Source organism: Bacteroidia bacterium (genome assembly GCA_037045145.1).
Lineage (GTDB): Bacteria > Bacteroidota > Bacteroidia > AKYH767-A > OLB10 > OLB10.
The window spans coordinates 1,631,827-1,650,023 of the sequence record JBAOIA010000011.1 but is presented as its reverse complement, the minus strand read 5'-3'; the positions used below and the strand labels follow the sequence as shown (position 1 = coordinate 1,650,023).

The following is an 18,197-nucleotide window of genomic DNA, read 5'->3' as shown; positions in this document are numbered from 1 at the left end:
TTGATACCTCCACTCTTTCAATAGGTAAAAACACATAAACAGAAACAAAGTTAATGACCGGTATCAGATTCATCAAAAAGCTATATTTTAGCAGCAAATTAAAGCATCAATTATGAATTTTGATTTAATCATTATAGGAAGTGGCCCCGGAGGGTATGTAGCTGCAATCAGAGCATCACAATTAGGTCTTAAAACCGCAATTATAGAAAAAGAAAACCTGGGTGGCATTTGTCTGAACTGGGGATGTATTCCTACCAAGGCATTACTTAAAAGTGCCAGTGTTTTTGAATACCTGAGCCATGCCTCCGATTATGGAATTACTGTTGAAGGTGGCAAGGCCGATTTCAATGCTGTTATAAAAAGAAGTCGTGGTGTAGCTGACGGCATGAGCAAAGGCGTTCAGTTTCTGATGAAAAAAAATAAAATTGAAGTCATCAATGGCTATGGGAAAGTAAAACCGGGAAAAAGTGTAGAAGTTACAGCAGCCGATGGCAGCAAAAAAACATATACGACATCACACATTATTCTTGCAACAGGAGCACGATCACGCGAGTTGCCAAACCTAAAGCAAGACGGTAAAAACATAATTGGTTACCGCGAAGCAATGAGCCTGCCCGAGCAACCCAAATCAATGGTAGTTGTTGGCTCAGGTGCTATTGGTGTTGAGTTTGCCTACTTCTACAATGCTATGGGCACAAAAGTTACTGTGGTAGAATTTATGCCGAATATTGTTCCTGTAGAGGACGAAGAAGTGAGTAAGCAATTAGAGCGTTCATTGAAAAAAGTCGGCATTGAAATAATGACAAGCAGCTCAGTGGAATCGGTTACGGTGAGTGGCTCAACATGCAGTGTAAAAGTAAAATCTGCCAAAGGCGAATCTGTAATTACCTGCGAAAAAGTACTTTCTGCAGTTGGTATTACCACCAATATTGAAAACATTGGTCTTGAAGAGTGCGGCATCATTACCGATAAAGGTAAGGTGGTTGTGAATGATTTTTATCAGACCAACATACCAGGCATTTACGCAATAGGTGATATTGTGAAAGGTCAGGCACTTGCACATGTGGCCTCTGCAGAAGGAATTATCTGTGTTGAAAAAATTGCAGGACATCACCCACAGCCTCTCGATTACAATAATATTCCCGGATGCACCTATTGCACGCCAGAAATTGCCTCTGTTGGCATGACAGAAAAAGCTGCAAAAGAGGCAGGCATAGGAATAAAGGTTGGTAAATTTCCATTCAGTGCTTCAGGAAAAGCAAAAGCCGGAGGGCAAAGTGATGGGTTTGTTAAACTGATTTTTGATGAAAAATATGGCGAGTTGCTTGGTGCCCATCTGATAGGCGCTAATGTTACTGAAATGATTGCAGAATTGGTTCTGGCCCGTAAATTAGAAACAACAGGTCATGAAATAATCAAAGCTGTTCACCCACACCCTACCATGAGCGAAGCAATCATGGAAGCTGCCGCTGCCGCCTACAATGAGGTAATACATTTGTAAAGATGGCATTTGTTGTTATCAAACAACAATTTCTTGTGTTTCAAAATCTATTGATAGCGTGTTTTTCATTCTAATCAGCTAACTGCATCTCCCCTTTTCTGCTTACGCTGTAAATGTTAAATTTGCAGCATAAAGGTTATTCTGATATGCAGGAGTCAAAAATTTATTCCCCAAAACATAAAATCCGTATTGTAACTGCCGCATCGCTTTTTGACGGTCACGATGCTGCCATAAACATTATGCGCAGAATCATTCAGTCAAGTGGTGCAGAGGTTATCCATCTTGGTCACGACAGAAGTGCACAAGAGGTTGTGGAATGTGCCATTCAGGAAGATGCTAATGCCATTGCTATGACAAGCTATCAGGGTGGACACATGGAATATTTTAAATACATGTATGATTTGCTGAAAGAAAGAGACTGTGGCCATATAAAAATATTTGGTGGCGGTGGTGGCACTATTTTACCGGAAGAAATCAACGAGCTTCAGGACTATGGCATTGCACGCATCTATCATCCTGATGATGGACGTGCTATGGGTTTACAGGGCATGATTAACGACATGCTCCAAAAATGCGACTTTGCCACAGGAGTAAACCTTAATGGAGAAATAAAAGAACTGACTAAAAAAAATTCCAAGTCCATTGCTCGACTTATTTCATGCGCAGAAAATAACCATTCGGAATTTGAAAAACTTTATCCTGAAATTACTTCTTCTATCTCAAACAAAGCCAAACAAAGTCCGGTATTAGGCATTACAGGAACCGGTGGTGCAGGCAAATCATCTATTGTTGATGAACTGGTAAGAAGATTTTTGTTGGAGTTTAAAGACAAAAGTATTGCCATCATTTCTATTGACCCCAGTAAACGCAAAACCGGAGGCGCATTGCTTGGCGACCGTATCAGAATGAACAGCATTCGAAATACAAGAGTATATATGCGCTCACTTGCAACACGTCAGAGCAATCTTGCGCTCAGTCGTCATGTAAAAGAAGCATTGGATATTGTCAAAGCTGCACAGTTCGATCTGATTATTTTAGAAACATCCGGTATTGGCCAAAGCGATACAGAAATTACAGAACATAGCGATGCGAGTTTGTATGTGATGACACCTGAATACGGTGCAGCAACACAGCTGGAAAAAATTGACATGCTAGATTTTGCCGACCTCATTGCGTTAAACAAGTTTGATAAACGCGGAGCAATGGATGCACTGCGTGATGTAAAAAAACAATACAAGAGAAATCATAAGTTGTTTGATATTGATGATGATAAAGTTCCTGTCTTTGGAACCATTGCATCACAATTTAACGACCCGGGCATGAATCAACTTTATAAGTCGGTGATGAACACCATTGCAGCAAAAACCGGAGCTGATTTAAAGAGCGACTATCACACTACGGAAGAGATGAGCGAAAAAGTATTTATCATTCCTCCGCATCGCACACGCTATCTTTCAGAAATTTCAGAAAACAACCGTCACTACAATCAATGGGTAGAAGAGCAAAGTGATTTGGCGCAGAAGCTTTATTCACTCTACGAAAGCATGCAAATAATTAAAGGTGCTGCTGCGGAAGAGCTGAAAAAGCAATATGATATGCTTGAGCGCAGCTTCGATGGTAACAACAAAAAACTTCTCGATGATTTTCCTGCCAAAAAAGAAGAGTACAGTAAAGATTATTACGAATTTAAAGTGCGTGATAAAGTTTTAAAAATAAAAACATTTGATGAGTCGCTTTCGCACAACAAAATTCCTAAGGTAGCCTTTCCGAAGTTCAAAGCATGGGGCGATTTGCTGAAATGGATATTGCAGGAAAATGTTCCAGGTGAGTTTCCTTTTACGGCAGGTGTATTTCGTTTTAAGCGCGAAGGCGAAGACCCAACACGAATGTTTGCAGGTGAAGGATGCCCCGAGCGCACGAACAAACGTTTCCATTATGTTTCATTAGGCATGCCGGCCAAACGACTTAGTACGGCATTCGACAGTGTGACACTCTATGGCAACGACCCTGATCACCGTCCGGATATTTATGGAAAAATCGGAAATAGTGGTGTCAGCGTATGTTGTCTTGACGATGCAAAAAAACTTTACAGCGGTTTTAACCTTTGCGACCCGGCTACTTCTGTATCAATGACCATTAATGGTCCGGCATCTATCATAGCTGCCTATTTTATGAATGCAGCTATAGATCAGCAATGCGAAATATATATCAGGCAAAATGGATTAGAAAAAGAAGTTGAGAAAAAAATTGCCGATGAATTTTCAAAAAGTAAATCAATCCGACCTCAATACAATTACGAAATTCCTGAAGGAAACAACTCACTTGGTCTCATGCTGCTGGGTATTACCGGTGACAAAGTGCTGCCAAAAGATGTTTATGATAAAATAAAAACCGATACACTGAAACAAGTTCGCGGCACCGTTCAGGCCGATATTCTAAAAGAGGATCAAGCACAAAACACTTGCATTTTCTCTACAGAATTTTCGCTAAGGCTGATGGGTGATATGCAACAATACTTTATTGATAAGGCCATTCGTAATTTTTATTCCGTCTCCATCAGTGGCTATCATATTGCCGAAGCCGGTGCCAATCCTATTTCACAGCTTGCATTTACATTGAGTAATGGCTTTACTTATGTGGAATATTATTTAAGTCGTGGCATGGACATCAATTCTTTTGCGCCTAATCTTTCTTTCTTTTTCTCCAACGGCATTGACGCTGAATATTCTGTTATCGGACGTGTAGCAAGGCGTATCTGGGCTAAAGCAATGAAATTAAAATACAAAGCCAATGAACGCTCGCAGATGCTCAAATATCATATACAAACTTCAGGCAGAAGTTTGCATGCCCAGGAAATTGACTTCAACGACATCAGAACAACACTGCAAGCTTTGTACGCAATCTATGACAACTGCAATTCACTTCACACCAATGCTTATGATGAAGCTATTACCACACCAACAGAAGAAAGTGTGCGCAGGGCAATGGCTATACAACTTATCATTAACCGGGAGTTAGGTCTTGCCAAAAACGAAAATCCATTGCAAGGCTCGTTTATCATCGAAGAGCTTACCGATTTGGTTGAGCAAGCAGTGCTATCAGAATTCGATCGTATTACGGAGCGTGGTGGCGTTTTGGGTGCCATGGAAACCATGTATCAGCGTGGAAAAATTCAAGAAGAAAGTCTTTATTACGAATCGTTAAAACACACTGGTGCTTATCCTATTATTGGAGTAAACACATTTTTATCAAGCAAAGGCTCACCTACCATTTTACCTAAAGAAGTAATTCGTGCAACAGAGGAAGAAAAGCAACAACAGATTGCTACATTAAAAAACTTGCATGCACGTTATGTATCAACAGCTCCTGAATTGTTGCACGACTTACAACTCACTGCCATACACAATCAAAATATGTTTGAAAAGTTGATGGAAGTAAGTAAGTATTGTTCTTTAGGACAAATCACCAATGCACTGTTTGAAGTTGGAGGGCAGTATAGGCGCAATATGTGATATTTTAAAAATTTTACACTCCCATTTTTCAATTAGATATAAAACACCTTACATCTTCTTCAATGCAAAAATTGAAAAATCAGAATTCATTTTTCTGATGGTATTTGACAATACGCCAAGTCCTGTAATTTCCATTTCTACTTTATCGCCTTCTTTAAGCCACTGTGGTTTATAGTCAGGGTTATTATACAACCCTGTTCCGTTCAACTCTAAGAAACATCCCGTACCAACAGTTCCGCTACCAATAACATCACCGGGAAGAATGTTTACACCATAGGCACAACGTTCAATGATTTCAGCAAATGTCCAATCCATACTTCCTACATTACCTTCCGACACCTGAATGCCATTGACCTTACATGTCATTTTCAGATTGTAATTATTTCCTGTATGTCCATTTTTAGCATTGGTTTTATATGATTCAAGTTCATCAGGTGTTACCAAATAAGGTCCAATAACGGTAGAGAAATCTTTACCCTTTGCCGGGCCTAAGTTAAGTTTCATCTCTTCCATCTGCAATTTACGTGCACTCATGTCGTTCATGATCATATAACCTGCAATGTAGTTATCAGCATCTTTTGCTTTTATGTTAATGCCTTTGCGACCAATGACAATTGCAGCCTCAAGTTCAAAATCGAGTTGCTCAAAATGATCGGGCATGCAAAAAATATCTCCGGGCCCTTGAATGGCATTATGGTTTGTAAAATAAAATATTGGATACTGATCAAATTCAGGAATCATCTCTACACGCCTGTTGCGTCTTGCTGCTTCAACATGTTGTCTGAATGCATAACCATCGCGGCAGGACGTTGGATTTGGTACCGGTGCCAGAAAATTTACATTGGCCACTTTAACTCCACTAACATCTGCATTGCCACCGGCAAGCCAGTGATTCAATTCCATAGCAGCATCCATCATAGGTTGTTCACCGGTTAAAAAATCACGCATATTATCGGGTAATACGGTCTTTCCTTTGCGTTGCGACAATTCGTTAAGATTATAGACAGTATCATTTAGCAAGATTCCCAATGCTGTTTTACCCTGACTCTGATAGGTTACTAATTTCATAATTCTAATACTTTATGGTGCCAAAATTATCATTCTGTATTGAAGATGCCTAATATCGTTTCTATTGTTGAAAACTGTTCTCATATTTCAATTCAAATTCATTCTTACAACAGCAACAAAAATTTATTTTTGAAAAAAGTTTAAATTATGATCAGGAAAATTATTGCAACCCAGTCACTTTTGTTATGCAGTGCTACTTTCTTATTTGCACAACATACCCTTGTTTTAAAAAGCGGAGAAAAAATGACTGGCACTGTACAGCAGATTAAAGATGGAAATATCAGCTTTTTATTTAAAGGCAACCCTATGACTTTTAAAGTTAGCGAAGCCTCTGCAATATATTTTGATGCAGCAACAGAAACAAAAGCAGATAACACTGAGATGAGTGCCGACATGCGTGGTGTAAAATATGAAATGCCCGGACGCACTATCACCAAACCGCCAAAGATTGAAAATCTTACCATGGAGAAAGGTGTTGTTGTAGTGGAGATTTCTATTGACAAGTATGGCCATGTAACCAAAGCCAGCCCGGGTGCAGAAGGAACCACCACTACAAGCAGCTATTTACTGACTAAAGCAAAGCAGGCCGCAGAAAGTGTTATGTTTAACAACTGCCCCAAGTGTCCGTTAGATACTAAAGGCACTATCACGCTTACCTTTTAACTTTGCCTTAAGCAAAGGATAAAAAATTGCCAAAGGATAAAAAGTTAATCATCATTGCCGGGCCTACAGCATCAGGCAAAACACAAATTGCCATTGAAGTTGCCCAACTGCTGAAAACAGAAATCGTTTCTTTTGATTCGAGGCAAATTTTTCGTGAAATGACTATTGGCACTGCCGTGCCCGATACCCAACAACTCAAGGCAATTAAACATCACTTCATTCATTCGCACTCTATTGCAGAAGACATGAATGCAAGTCGCTATGCCAATGAGGCAACCCACACCATCAATCAACTTTTAGAAAAAAACAATACTGTTGTTGTCACAGGCGGAACAGGCATGTATATGCATGCTTTTCTCTTTGGTCTTGATGCTACTTCAAACACCGACTATCAACTTAGAGCAAGTCTGGAAAAAGAATGCGCAGAAAAAGGATTGGAGTATCTGGCTCATCAGCTAAAAACCCTCGACAAAAAAAGTTATCATGAAATAGACATTCACAATCCACGCAGGGTGATCCGTGCCTTAGAAATTATTTACAGCTCCGGAAAAACACGCTCGTCTTTTATTGATGAAACAATCAAAACACCAGCATACAGCTTCACACTTTATGTTTTAAACCCCGACAGACAATTACTTTATGAAAACATCAACAATCGTGTGGATTTGATGATAGAAAAAGGACTGGTTGACGAAGCCAGGCAACTACTACCCTACCGCCATCTTACCGCATTGCATACAGTAGGCTACAAAGAGTTGTTTGAGTATTTCGACAGAAACAGTACACTTGATCAGGCAATTGAAAAAATAAAACAACATACACGCAACTATGCGAAAAGACAATTAACATGGTTCAGGCAGTATGATGATGCCATTTGGATTACACAAGAAGCAATGAAGAAGAAAATTGAGGAGAAAAGTCTTTAATAAGAACCGAAACGTTTTCTTAAAAACCACTCTGTGGCAATCAACAACAAACAGATTATAAGTAAACTTTTCAAGCTTATCAACTCAATCAATTTCTTATGATAATACGATACAGGTTTAACTGTTTCGTTTTTCTGAATGGCATCAATTAATAAATTAATTTTATCGGCAGAAACCATTATACCTCCTGTGTTTGATGAAATGGTATTGAGCAGTTGATGATTGGCAGTAGATTCAAAATTCTCCAGCAACAATGGTACCACAGAAAACTCTCCAGTTTCTTTATAAACCTTATTGCCCGTTTTTGTTTCAGCACTAAAAGTAAAATGTCCCGGTGACAACATTCCAGCATTCAACTGATAGGTGTTGTTGCTTCTGTTGAAAGTATATCTAAACTCCTTTTTCTCATCGTTATAAATATTCAGTCGAACCTCCGGTTCATTAATTAATTCACCGGCTGCATTGTACATTGTGGCGTTAAACTCAACATTCTCACCTTCAGTATAGGAGCGCTTATATTGTATCATGAAAGGCTCCTTTTTTTCTTTCGAAGTCAGATACTGAACCGACTTTAAAATTAATTCATCTGTAACATCATGATTTCCTGAGAGTGCATATTCATTCAACTGCCAGCGCCACAATCCTTCGCCAAGCAAAACACCAACACGCATAGTTCCTGTTGAAGAGAAATACCAAAGTGGCATTGACGATTGTATGTTACCGATTTTTTGTGTCAGCAATGTATTGGTCTCTTTCTCCATTTTATAATTTCCAAAAGGTGCATATAATGGCGGTAGTTGAGACAGCACCGTTTGCACATTGTCAGACAAGCTGAACAACACAAACTGATCGCTTACTTTAGCATATACTTCATTCATCTTGGCAACAGGCTGATTGATGGTTACACCTGTGCCGGTATTGTTGAATGTTGCAATATTCATTTGCGCACCGGCAATGATAAAATAAGGCACTTCTGCTGTCTTAATTTTTTGTAAAAGTGTAGCAGACTTTGCCGATGGAATCTGTTGCAGGACTACAAGATTGTAGTTGCCAAAGTTTTCATCAGTTGGCTCCTGAAAAAGCACTTTGGTTTCATACAAATTACTTTTATCAAGTACAGATTTTATTGCCGCAATATCAGGATGCGGTGATTGTGCCAGAAGCAATATTTTCATTTTGCGTTCGGAAACATCAACATAAATTTCTGCTTCATTATTAAGCAAATTCTTTTCACCGTCAATAGCAGATAGTCGTATTTTATATTTATGAATACCTTTTTTATTAGCAGAAAGGATGACAGGAATTTTTGTAAAATAATTATTGCCTGATACAGTAATCATTCTGCTGAAAAGTGTTAATGAATCTTCTTTAACGGTTAGTGTAACAGATGCTCCCGCAGCCTGCCTCATGGTAACGCCTATTTCAACAGGGAAATTATTTCCAAGAAAAGCCGTTTTATTGTACACCACATCTGAAATTAACAAATCACGATTGATGGCTGTATCGCCAACAGCAATTGTATAAACAGGTACTTTAAGTTTTTCTGCAGCATAAACAGGATTGCTGCCTTTATTATAAATTCCATCGGACAATACAATTACAGCACCAAGATTTCGTCCTGCATAAAGCGATTTTAAATAATCAAACATCGCTGAAATGTTTGTACTCTTTTCAGAGAAATCATTTTTGGTAACTTCGTTTTCAACCGTGCTGCCAAAAGAATAACGATTGGCATCATAATCGTTTTTAAATGTTGAAGTAAGCTTTTCTGCCAGTTGATTTATTGCATCTGCTGACAGATGTGTTGAATCAAGTAATATGGAAGAAGTGTTATCAAATGCAATGGCTATGGCAGGTTTTTCAACTTCGCGTAGAGCAGATTTTATAAAAGGCGACAATAACAGAAATGCAATGACTGAAACGGATAAAAATCTAAGAAAGAATAATATACGCCTCAGCCAGGGTGATTCATTAAAGGACGAATTGCCCCCATAGAGCCACCATGCACAGCCCAGGCCTGCCAGCAGACAAAGCAAAATATACCAATATGGTGTTGCAAGTATTACTTCCAAAGCAAAACGATGAGGGGCAAATATAATAGTATTGGAATGATACTTATTTTAGCTGCGTGAGCATATTCATTGAAAATATACATAAAGCTTATAACGGACTTAAAGTTCTTAAAGGTATTTCGCTTGAAATAAGTACTAACGAGCTGGTAGCTATCATAGGTCCTTCCGGTGCAGGAAAGTCCACTCTGCTACATATTATTGGTACAATTGACAAGCCCGACACCGGAAAAGTACTGCTTAACAGTACGGATGCCTTAGCACTTTCTTCAAAAAAATTAGCAGCCTTCAGGAATAAACATATTGGTTTTGTTTTTCAGTTTCATCACCTGTTGCCTGAGTTTACTGCCGCAGAAAATGTTATGATTCCTGCAATGATAAGCGGTGAAAGTGAGTCGGGGGCGCTAAAGCGCAGTCGTGATTTGTTGAATCAGTTGGGGCTTGAACAACGCATGGATCATAAGCCATCACAACTATCAGGTGGCGAACAACAGCGTGTTGCCGTGGCAAGGGCATTAATCAACAATCCTGATTTTATTCTTGCCGATGAACCTTCGGGAAATTTAGACTCCGGCAATGCAGAAGATTTACATAAACTGTTTTTGAAACTGCGAAACGATTTTAAAAAAACCATTGTCATTGTGACGCATAACAATCAGCTTGCAGAAATGGCCGACAGGACTATTACCATTCGTGATGGTATGCTTGCCAGCTAAGTTTTGTAATAAGCTTAAATAACTTATGCTGACTTGCTAAAACAACTTAACCTTAATTTAAAGTCGGGTCGTCAGGGAAATTTGCCAGTAATGAATATTTATTTTTCATGCTGCGCAGCACCTGACTCCACAACACTTCAGGCTCGGGATAAAATGTAAATTCTGCATTACCCTTGCCAAGCATCCATGCATGATGAAACAACTCGTCCTCCAACTGATTGGGTTTCCAACCGGAGTAGCCGGCATAAAACCTTATCTGACTGGGGTTTATTTGTTTTGTATTGATTAAAAATTTAAGCTCATCATAATCGCCACCAAGGAAAACACCTTTTACAATTTCTTTTGAATCTTTAAGAAGATGCCCGAATGTATGCAGATAAAAGAGTGTGTCTGTTTCAACAGGACCGCCAAAAAACAAAGGTGCATCAAAGAGAGGAAAATCTTCTACTGCATCGTTAATTTTTACGTCTGTCAGTTTGTTTAATATAAATCCTAATGTTCCTTCAGTATCATGTTCGCTCAATAAAATAACTGAGCGTTTAAAAAATGAATCGGACTGTAAAGGTTCTGAAATTAACAGTGACCCTGTAGCTGCATGTTGATTGAAATCTTCCATAGAACACAAATTAATTTGTTATATTTTACGTATCTGTCTGAAAAAGTTACTTGTTGTTAACAATCTCTTTTAATAAATCAGTTTGCTAAAAACATGCCACTGTCCTCTCAACAGGCTGATAACAAGGCAACTTATGTTAAAGAAAAGATGAATAATACATTTATCTTACATTTATAAATTTGCAATTCAAATGACATTAATCATGGATAACATACATAATGTTTTAAAAAATGTACGCACCGACTATGATGCAGAAGCATTCAATGCACAATTATCAGATAAAAATCCAATAGTACAATTTGAGAAATGGTTTACATTGGCTTCTCAATCAAATTTACCTGATGTAAATGCCATGAATCTTGCAACTGCCGATAAATCAGGCAAGCCTTCATCAAGAATTGTGCTTTTGCGTGATGCCACAGCTGATGGCTTTACCTTTTTCACCAACTACAACAGCAAGAAAGGCTGTCAGTTGATTGAAAACCCTTTTGCAGCACTCAACTTTTTTTGGCCGCAGTTGGCAAAACAAATTCGTGTGGAAGGCACAGTAGAGAAAGTTTCTGATGCTGTCTCTGACGATTACTTCTCATCACGACCGTTAGAAAGCCGTTTAGGTGCCTGGACCTCTGACCAAAGTACGGTGATAGATTCGCGCAGCATTTTGGAAAACAAATTTGAAGCACTCAAGAAAAGTATGGGCGACAATGTAAGCCGTCCGCCCTATTGGGGAGGATTTATTTTAAAGCCTGCTTATTTTGAATTCTGGCAAGGTCGCCCCAGCCGCCTGCATGACAGGGTTGCCTATACTTTAAATAATAATCAATGGAGCAAATCAACATTGTCGCCATGAAACATTAAAGTTGTAAATTGTAAAAAAATTTTGGGACGAACATAGTTTCGCAAAACCAAAAGAGCCGTTTTTTGCCCACGCACCGACATAAATAACGATATTCACAAACTAAATTTTACAATAAATAAATGGCAAATAAAATTTCACTTTCCCGATTAGAAACTTTCCTTTTTGATGCGTGTGACATCCTGAGAGGCAATATGGATGCATCTGAATACAAGGAATACATCATTTCGATGTTGTTTCTGAAGAGGGTGAACGACCAGTTTGAAGTGAACCGCGACAGAAGAATGAAAACATTGACTGATGTTCGTGGTGTGAGTGACCCCGAAATTCTTTATGGAGAATTGGAAAAACAAAACGCACCGGAATATGATTTCTTTGTTCCACTGGCAGCAAGGTGGAAAATACTTGATGGCGATCCTGAAACTTATACAGACAGTGAGGGCAATGCACACCGAAACAATTTTATCAAAGACCTCACCGAAGAAATTGGCGACCATCTAAACAAGGCTTTAGCTGCTTTGCAGGAAGCCAACCTTGACAAATTGGACGGTGTATTCAATCAGGACAACATCAACTTCAACAAAACATTTGGCAAAAACAATAAGCAAATAAGTGATGAAGATTTGCGCAAACTCATTCAGCATTTTAACCGAATGAATTTGAGGGATGACAATTTGGAGTTCCCCGACCTGATGGGTGCTGCCTATGAATATCTCATCAAACATTTTGCAGACAGTGCAGGTAAAAAAGCCGGAGAATTCTATACCCCCAATGAAATTGTAAAACTATTAGTGAACATTTTAGAGCCGGGAGAAAATGCCGAAATCTACGACCCAACCGTGGGAAGTGGCGGTATGCTCATTGAATGCAAAAACTATGTGGAAAGCCGATACGGTTCGGCACGAAACATCACGCTATACGGACAGGAAAAAAGCGGAACAGTTTGGGGCTTGTGTAAAATGAATATGCTGTTCCATAACATTTACGACAGCAAAATCTTGAATGGCGATACTTTGCTTAATCCTTTACATCAGGAGCATGGCGAACTGAAAACCTTTGATATTGTGATTGCCAATCCGCCTTTTTCGCAGGATTACAGCACCACCAATATGAAATTTAAAGAACGCTTTAGTTTTTGGATGCCCAACAAAGACAAAGCCGATTTCATGTTTGTGCAACACATGGTGGCTTCGCTAAACAATGCCGGACGTATGGCTGTGGTAATGCCGCACGGAGTGTTGTATCGGGGTGGTGAGGAAAAAAAATTCCGGGAATGGCTCATTGGTCGTGGCTATCTGGAAGCGGTAATTGGAATGCCTTCTGCCCTGTTTTATGGAACGGGCATTGGTGCTTGTGTATTGGTGATAAACAAAGCCAGAGCACACGAAAGAGACCATGTGCTGTTTATCAATGCCGACCGTGAATACAAAGAGGGCAAAAACCAAAACAAACTACGTCCCGAAGATTTGGAAAAAATTGCCTACACCTACCGACACAAAAAGGAAACACCCAAATACAGTAAGTTGGTGGCAAAGAACAAAGCTATTGACGAGCACAACAATTTGGAGAACGAAGATTTCAATTTCAACATACGCAGGTTTGTGGACAATGCGCCCCCACCCGAACCGCAAGATGTGCATGCCCATTTGCAGGGCGGTATTCCCAAAAATGAAGTAAAAGCATTAGCCGATTATTTCAACTGCTATGCAGGCTTGGAAGCCAAACTGTTTGAGCCGTTAAAACCCAATTACCTAAAATTTTCGGACAGCATTGCACACAAGGAGGACATTAAAAAACTCTTTGACGAAAGCTCCGAAATAAAAACCGCTTTTGCCCAATATGAAAACGCAATCAATGATTGGTGGAACGAGCAACAAGCCACTTTTGAACAATTGCCCGAAGGCAAATTGAATATATTTGATTTATACCATCAATTTTCTCAATCACTCACTGAAAAACTCCGTTTCAACCAAAATCATGGCAATCAAAAAAATCAAACAAATCACAGTTCAGACATCCTTGACGACTTTAAAAGCCGTGGCTCGTTTGCTGCCTATTGGAACAGCATTACCAACGACATCAAAAGTGTAATTGCCAGCGGATGGAATGCCGAACTGATACCCGATGATGAAATTTTGCAAAGCCAGTTTCCCGAAGTGCTTAAAGAACTGAAAGATAACGAAGTAAGGCGTGACGAATTGCAAGCTAAGTTTGATGAAGTAAACGAACTGGAAGATGATACGTGGAACGAAGAAGATTACGAAGTATGGCGCAGCAAGGAACTGAAAGAACACAAAGACAGCATTAAAGAACTGAAAGGCGAACGCAAGGAAGCCGACAAGGAATTTAAGTTGCTGTTGAAACGCATTAAAGCAGGAGCGGAAGACAGTGAACAGTTAAAAGTGAAAAGTGAAAACCTGAAGGCAGAAGTAATCCGTTTGGATGAACAGATTGCGCAGGAAGAAAACCGAATAGCCAAGCACAGCGAATTGGAAGAAGAACTAAAAGTGTGCAAACGAAAAATTAAAGAAATAAAAGACCGCAAACAAGCATTGGTGGACCAGGCACGCTTGCTCATTACGCCTGAAGAAGCCAAAGAACTCATCATGCAGCGCTGGCTACGAACACTGCAACAAACCGTAAACGACTATTTGCAAGCCCACCAACGACAATTGTTGCAGGCGGTGGAAAATGTTTGGGATAAATACACAACACCATTGCACAATATTTTGGAGGAAAGAGAAAGGGAAACTGAATTGTTGAACCAATTTTTAGTTGAGTTGGGATATGAATAATTGGAAGCCATATAATCTCGAACAGCTTGCCTACTATTACAACGGTATGGCATTTAAGCCGGATGACTGGAAAGAAGAAGGAATAAAAATTATTCGCATTGAGCAGCTTAACAATCCAACAGGCCATTACGATTACTACCAAGGTGAAGTATCAGAAAACAATGGAATAAATAATGAAGACTTAATTTTTTCGTGGAGTGCTACCCTTAAAGTTGCGATTTGGAAACATGGATATGGTGTTCTGAATCAGCATTTATTTAAAGTCGTTCCAAAGGATATTGCAGACAAGTATTTTCTTTACTACTTACTTGATGCGAATATGGAAAAGCTTGGAGAATCTTCTCATGGGCTAACCATGAAGCACATAAAAAGAGGAGAGTTAGAGAAATATATTGTTTCAATTCCTGAAATACCCGAACAACAATGCATCGCCAAAATCCTATCCACCTGCGATGCAGTAATAGAAAAAACCCAAGCCGCCATTGCCAAATACAAAGCCATAAAGCAAGGCATGTTGCAGGATTTGTTTACCCGTGGCATAGACCTAAACACCAACAAACTCCGCCCCCGCTACCAAGATGCACCGGAGTTGTATAAAGAAAGTAAGTTGGGGATGATACCGAGGGAGTGGGAAGTGGAAAGGTTGGTGAACTTATGTTCTGAGAAACCAACTTATGGAATAAATGCCGCAGCCGTTGATTTCACTTATCAACTTCCTACTTATTTAAGAATTACAGACATCGATGAAGTTGGTAATTTTTCAAAGACAGGCAGAAAGTGTGTTGATTCACCTTTTTCAGAAAACTATATTTTGAAGAAGGGAGATTTGGTATTTGCAAGAACTGGGGCTTCAGTCGGTAAAACATATCTATACAATGAAATTGATGGGCTTCTGGTGTTTGCAGGGTTCTTAATTAAGGTCTCACCAAATGCGAAAGTTCTTGATTCAAACTATTTAAAATTTCTAACCGAAACAGCTTATTATCTAAATTGGGTTGGTTTGATGAGTCAAAGAAGTGCTCAGCCCGGTATAAACGGAAATGAGTATGGTAGTTTTCTTATTCCTAAACCTGATTTGAATGAACAAATTTTTATTTCAGAAAGACTACTAGCTATTCAGCGGAAACTCCAAACCGAGCAAACCTATTTACAGAAAATGCAAAGTCTTAAAAAGGGATTAATGGAAGATTTGTTGAGTGGGAAAAAATGTCTGAATCTTGATTTTCAGGATGAACAGATTAACCAGGATTCGAAAACCATCCTTCAATCTGTCAATCTGGTAAATCAAGATGCAGACAATTATCCTGTTAATCCTAAAATCGAGTAAATCAAGATTAAGACAATGGCATTAGATGAAATAACCTATAAAATAATTGGTGCAGCCATGAAGGTGCACAACACCCTTGGCAACGGTTTTCAGGAAGTGATTTACCAACGTTGCCTGGCGATTGAATTAGAGAGAGCTGAATTGAGTTTTGGCAGAGAAGTTGACCAAACAATTTTTTACGAAAGTATAGAGGTTGGAACACGAAGGGCTGATTTCATTGTGGAAGATAAAGTGATAGTAGAATTAAAAGCAGTCATCAATTTAGAAGATGTGCATTTGGCACAAGCAAAGAGTTATGTCGTAGCTTATGATTTTGAAGTAGGGCTTTTAATAAATTTTGGAGCAACAAGTTTGCAATACAAAAAAGTATTTCACCCTGTGAAGCATCCTGTTAATCCTAAAAACAAGTAAATCAAGATTCAGACAAATGGCAGAATGAGAAATGGAAAAACAAATTGAAATATATAAATCGGCAGATGGAGTTGAAGTTTCCGTAGTTATTGATAAAGAAACGGTATGGGTTACCCAAAAGCAAATGGCGGAGCTTTTTAATACTACTCCGCAAAATATCACCATTCATTTGAAGAGAATTTACAAGGAGGGTGAAATTGATGAAAAAGTAACTTGTAAGGAATATTTACAAGTTCAAACCGAGGGAAAAAGACAGGTAAGCCGCAAGCAATTGACTTATAACCTGGATGCCATTCTATCTGTGGGCTATCGGGTAAACTCCAAGCGGGGCACAAAATTGAGCCAATGGGTAACACAGCGTCATAGAGATTATCTTGTGAAAATTAAAATTGCAGCCTGAAATGAGTGAAATAATCATATACCAAACTCCTGATAGCCAGACGCAAGTTGAAGTGCAGTTTGAAGATGAAACCGTTTGGCTCTCGCAGGCACAGTTGGTTGATTTGTTCAAATCAAGCAAAGCTAATATCAGCGAACATCTGAAAAGCATATTCAAATCAGGGGAATTAGAAAGCAAGGCAACGGTTCGGAAATTCCGAACAGTTCGAAATGAGGGGAACAGAAAGGTTACGAGGGATATTGAGCACTACAATCTTGATGTGATTATCTCTGTCGGATATAGGGTAAATACAATAAGAGGTATTCAATTCCGCCAGTGGGCTACCCAACGTCTCAAAGGTTATTTCGTAAAATATGTAATTGCTGCATAAGATGAATGAAATAGTGATATACAAAACTGAAGACAACAATACTGAAATAGCGGTGCAATTTGATGGCGATACCGTATGGCTAACACAATTGCAAATTGCTGAATTGTTTATGCAAACCAAGCAAAACATCAGCTTACATATCAATAATTGTTTTAAAGAAAAGGAACTGGTGAAGCATTCAGTTGTCAAGGAATCCTTGACAACTGCCGCAGATGCTAAGAAATACCGAACCAATTACTACAACCTTGATGTCATCATTTCTGTTGGCTACCGGGTAAAATCCAAACGCGGCACCCAATTCCGCCAATGGGCTACCCAACGCCTGAAAGATTATTTGGTGATGGGTTATGCCGCTAACCAAAAAAGGTTGGAGCAGTTGCAGCAAACCATTCAGCTCATCAGCCAGGGCGGTAAGACAGAAGCCCTGCAATTGACCGAAGCCAAAGGATTGCTGGACATTATTCAAAACTATACACAAAGTTTTGTGCTGCTCAATCAATACGACAGCAATAATATTCGCACAGAAAAATTAAATGAACAGCTTACTTATGAAATTCAATACCCTGAAGCTAAATCTGCTATTGACGAATTAAAAAAGCAATTGGAAGGAAAAAATGAAGCCACAGACTTGTTCGGCAACGAAAAAGATGAGGGATTTAAGAGTTCGCTGCAAAGTATCGTGCAAACTTTTGGCGGACAATATCTTTACCCAAGCATTGAAGAACAAGCGGCACACCTGCTTTATTTTGTGATAAAAAACCATTCTTTCAGCGATGGCAACAAGCGCATTGGGGCGTTTTTGTTTGTATGGTTCTTAGAGAAAAATAAACACAGGATGAAGAAAACGGGCGAAGCAAAAATCAATGACAACGGATTAACCGCATTAGCATTGCTCATTGCTCAAAGCAAGCCCGAAGAAAAAGAATTGATGATAAAACTCATTATCAACTTAGTGAATACACAATAG

General features: G+C 39.1%; 14 protein-coding genes and 1 pseudogene. 12 read left to right on the top strand and 3 right to left on the bottom strand.

Annotated features, from left to right (window positions below; genetic code table 11):
• Positions 1–112: 112 nt before the first annotated feature.
• Together lpdA and V9G42_08015 are read left to right on the top strand one after the other, a co-directional pair.
• Positions 113–1,501 (top strand): dihydrolipoyl dehydrogenase, encoded by a 1,389-nt coding sequence (lpdA, locus tag V9G42_08020; GenBank protein MEI2759357.1) that lies wholly within the window; start codon positions 113–115, stop codon positions 1,499–1,501.
• A 146-nt stretch (positions 1,502–1,647) separates the two neighbouring features.
• Positions 1,648–5,013: a methylmalonyl-CoA mutase family protein gene (locus V9G42_08015; GenBank protein ID MEI2759356.1), complete on the top strand. Its 3,366-nt coding sequence runs from the start codon at positions 1,648–1,650 to the stop codon at positions 5,011–5,013.
• Positions 5,014–5,061: 48 nt separating this feature from the next.
• Here the strand turns inward: V9G42_08015 and V9G42_08010 are convergent, their stop codons facing one another.
• Complete coding sequence (locus tag V9G42_08010) at positions 5,062–6,081, bottom strand: fumarylacetoacetate hydrolase family protein (protein MEI2759355.1); 1,020 nt, start codon at positions 6,079–6,081, stop codon at positions 5,062–5,064.
• A gap of 147 nt (positions 6,082–6,228) precedes the next feature.
• Here V9G42_08010 and V9G42_08005 point away from each other — a divergent pair, with 147 nt between their 5' ends.
• Both V9G42_08005 and miaA read left to right on the top strand, forming a co-directional pair.
• Entirely contained in the window at positions 6,229–6,744 is a 516-nt protein-coding gene (locus V9G42_08005) for a hypothetical protein (GenBank protein ID MEI2759354.1), read from the top strand.
• A gap of 26 nt (positions 6,745–6,770) precedes the next feature.
• Complete coding sequence (gene miaA, locus V9G42_08000) at positions 6,771–7,670, top strand: tRNA (adenosine(37)-N6)-dimethylallyltransferase MiaA (GenBank protein MEI2759353.1); 900 nt, start codon at positions 6,771–6,773, stop codon at positions 7,668–7,670.
• Here miaA and V9G42_07995 read toward each other — a convergent pair.
• Positions 7,667–9,742, bottom strand: coding sequence for a vWA domain-containing protein (locus V9G42_07995; GenBank protein ID MEI2759352.1), 2,076 nt, complete (start codon positions 9,740–9,742; stop codon positions 7,667–7,669). The genes miaA and V9G42_07995 overlap by 4 nt on opposite strands.
• A 56-nt stretch (positions 9,743–9,798) precedes the next feature.
• On the opposite strand from V9G42_07995, the gene V9G42_07990 reads away from it, so the two are divergent.
• The gene (locus V9G42_07990) at positions 9,799–10,455 is read left to right on the top strand and encodes an ABC transporter ATP-binding protein (protein ID MEI2759351.1); all 657 of its coding nucleotides are present in this window, start codon (positions 9,799–9,801) and stop codon (positions 10,453–10,455) included.
• Between the two features lie 52 nt (positions 10,456–10,507).
• Here the strand turns inward: V9G42_07990 and V9G42_07985 are convergent, their stop codons facing one another.
• The gene (locus V9G42_07985; protein MEI2759350.1) at positions 10,508–11,071 is read right to left on the bottom strand and encodes a YqgE/AlgH family protein; all 564 of its coding nucleotides are present in this window, start codon (positions 11,069–11,071) and stop codon (positions 10,508–10,510) included.
• A gap of 202 nt (positions 11,072–11,273) precedes the next feature.
• On the opposite strand from V9G42_07985, the gene pdxH reads away from it, so the two are divergent.
• From pdxH to V9G42_07950, 7 genes and pseudogenes are all read left to right on the top strand, one after another.
• The gene (gene pdxH / locus V9G42_07980; GenBank protein MEI2759349.1) at positions 11,274–11,921 is read left to right on the top strand and encodes a pyridoxamine 5'-phosphate oxidase; all 648 of its coding nucleotides are present in this window, start codon (positions 11,274–11,276) and stop codon (positions 11,919–11,921) included.
• Positions 11,922–12,049: 128 nt separating this feature from the next.
• Complete coding sequence (locus tag V9G42_07975) at positions 12,050–14,722, top strand: type I restriction-modification system subunit M (GenBank protein ID MEI2759348.1); 2,673 nt, start codon at positions 12,050–12,052, stop codon at positions 14,720–14,722.
• The gene (locus V9G42_07970; GenBank protein ID MEI2759347.1) at positions 14,715–16,049 is read left to right on the top strand and encodes a restriction endonuclease subunit S; all 1,335 of its coding nucleotides are present in this window, start codon (positions 14,715–14,717) and stop codon (positions 16,047–16,049) included. Before V9G42_07975 ends, V9G42_07970 begins: the two co-directional genes overlap by 8 nt.
• Positions 16,050–16,064: 15 nt before the next feature.
• A complete protein-coding gene (locus V9G42_07965; GenBank protein ID MEI2759346.1) occupies positions 16,065–16,460 on the top strand; it encodes a GxxExxY protein in 396 nt (131 codons plus the stop codon).
• Positions 16,461–16,491: 31 nt separating this feature from the next.
• A complete protein-coding gene (gene rhuM / locus V9G42_07960) occupies positions 16,492–16,860 on the top strand; it encodes a RhuM family protein (GenBank protein MEI2759345.1) in 369 nt (122 codons plus the stop codon).
• A 1-nt stretch (position 16,861) separates the two neighbouring features.
• A pseudogene (gene rhuM / locus V9G42_07955) lies at positions 16,862–17,185 on the top strand (RhuM family protein).
• A 46-nt stretch (positions 17,186–17,231) separates the two neighbouring features.
• Positions 17,232–18,197: a virulence protein RhuM/Fic/DOC family protein gene (locus V9G42_07950; GenBank protein ID MEI2759344.1), complete on the top strand. Its 966-nt coding sequence runs from the start codon at positions 17,232–17,234 to the stop codon at positions 18,195–18,197.

Bases quoted from the DNA above. Each gene is read 5' to 3' on its own strand.
- V9G42_07985 (MEI2759350.1), bottom strand. From the start codon at position 11,071: ATGGAAGATTTCAATCAACATGCAGCTACAGGGTCACTGTTAATTTCA.
- lpdA (MEI2759357.1), top strand. From the start codon at position 113: ATGAATTTTGATTTAATCATTATAGGAAGTGGCCCCGGAGGGTATGTA.
- V9G42_07965 (MEI2759346.1), top strand. From the start codon at position 16,065: ATGGCATTAGATGAAATAACCTATAAAATAATTGGTGCAGCCATGAAG.
- V9G42_07970 (MEI2759347.1), top strand. From the start codon at position 14,715: ATGAATAATTGGAAGCCATATAATCTCGAACAGCTTGCCTACTATTAC.
- V9G42_08010 (MEI2759355.1), bottom strand. From the start codon at position 6,081: ATGAAATTAGTAACCTATCAGAGTCAGGGTAAAACAGCATTGGGAATC.
- rhuM (MEI2759345.1), top strand. From the start codon at position 16,492: ATGGAAAAACAAATTGAAATATATAAATCGGCAGATGGAGTTGAAGTT.
- V9G42_07950 (MEI2759344.1), top strand. From the start codon at position 17,232: ATGAATGAAATAGTGATATACAAAACTGAAGACAACAATACTGAAATA.
- pdxH (MEI2759349.1), top strand. From the start codon at position 11,274: ATGGATAACATACATAATGTTTTAAAAAATGTACGCACCGACTATGAT.
- V9G42_07975 (MEI2759348.1), top strand. From the start codon at position 12,050: ATGGCAAATAAAATTTCACTTTCCCGATTAGAAACTTTCCTTTTTGAT.
- V9G42_08015 (MEI2759356.1), top strand. From the start codon at position 1,648: ATGCAGGAGTCAAAAATTTATTCCCCAAAACATAAAATCCGTATTGTA.
- V9G42_08005 (MEI2759354.1), top strand. From the start codon at position 6,229: ATGATCAGGAAAATTATTGCAACCCAGTCACTTTTGTTATGCAGTGCT.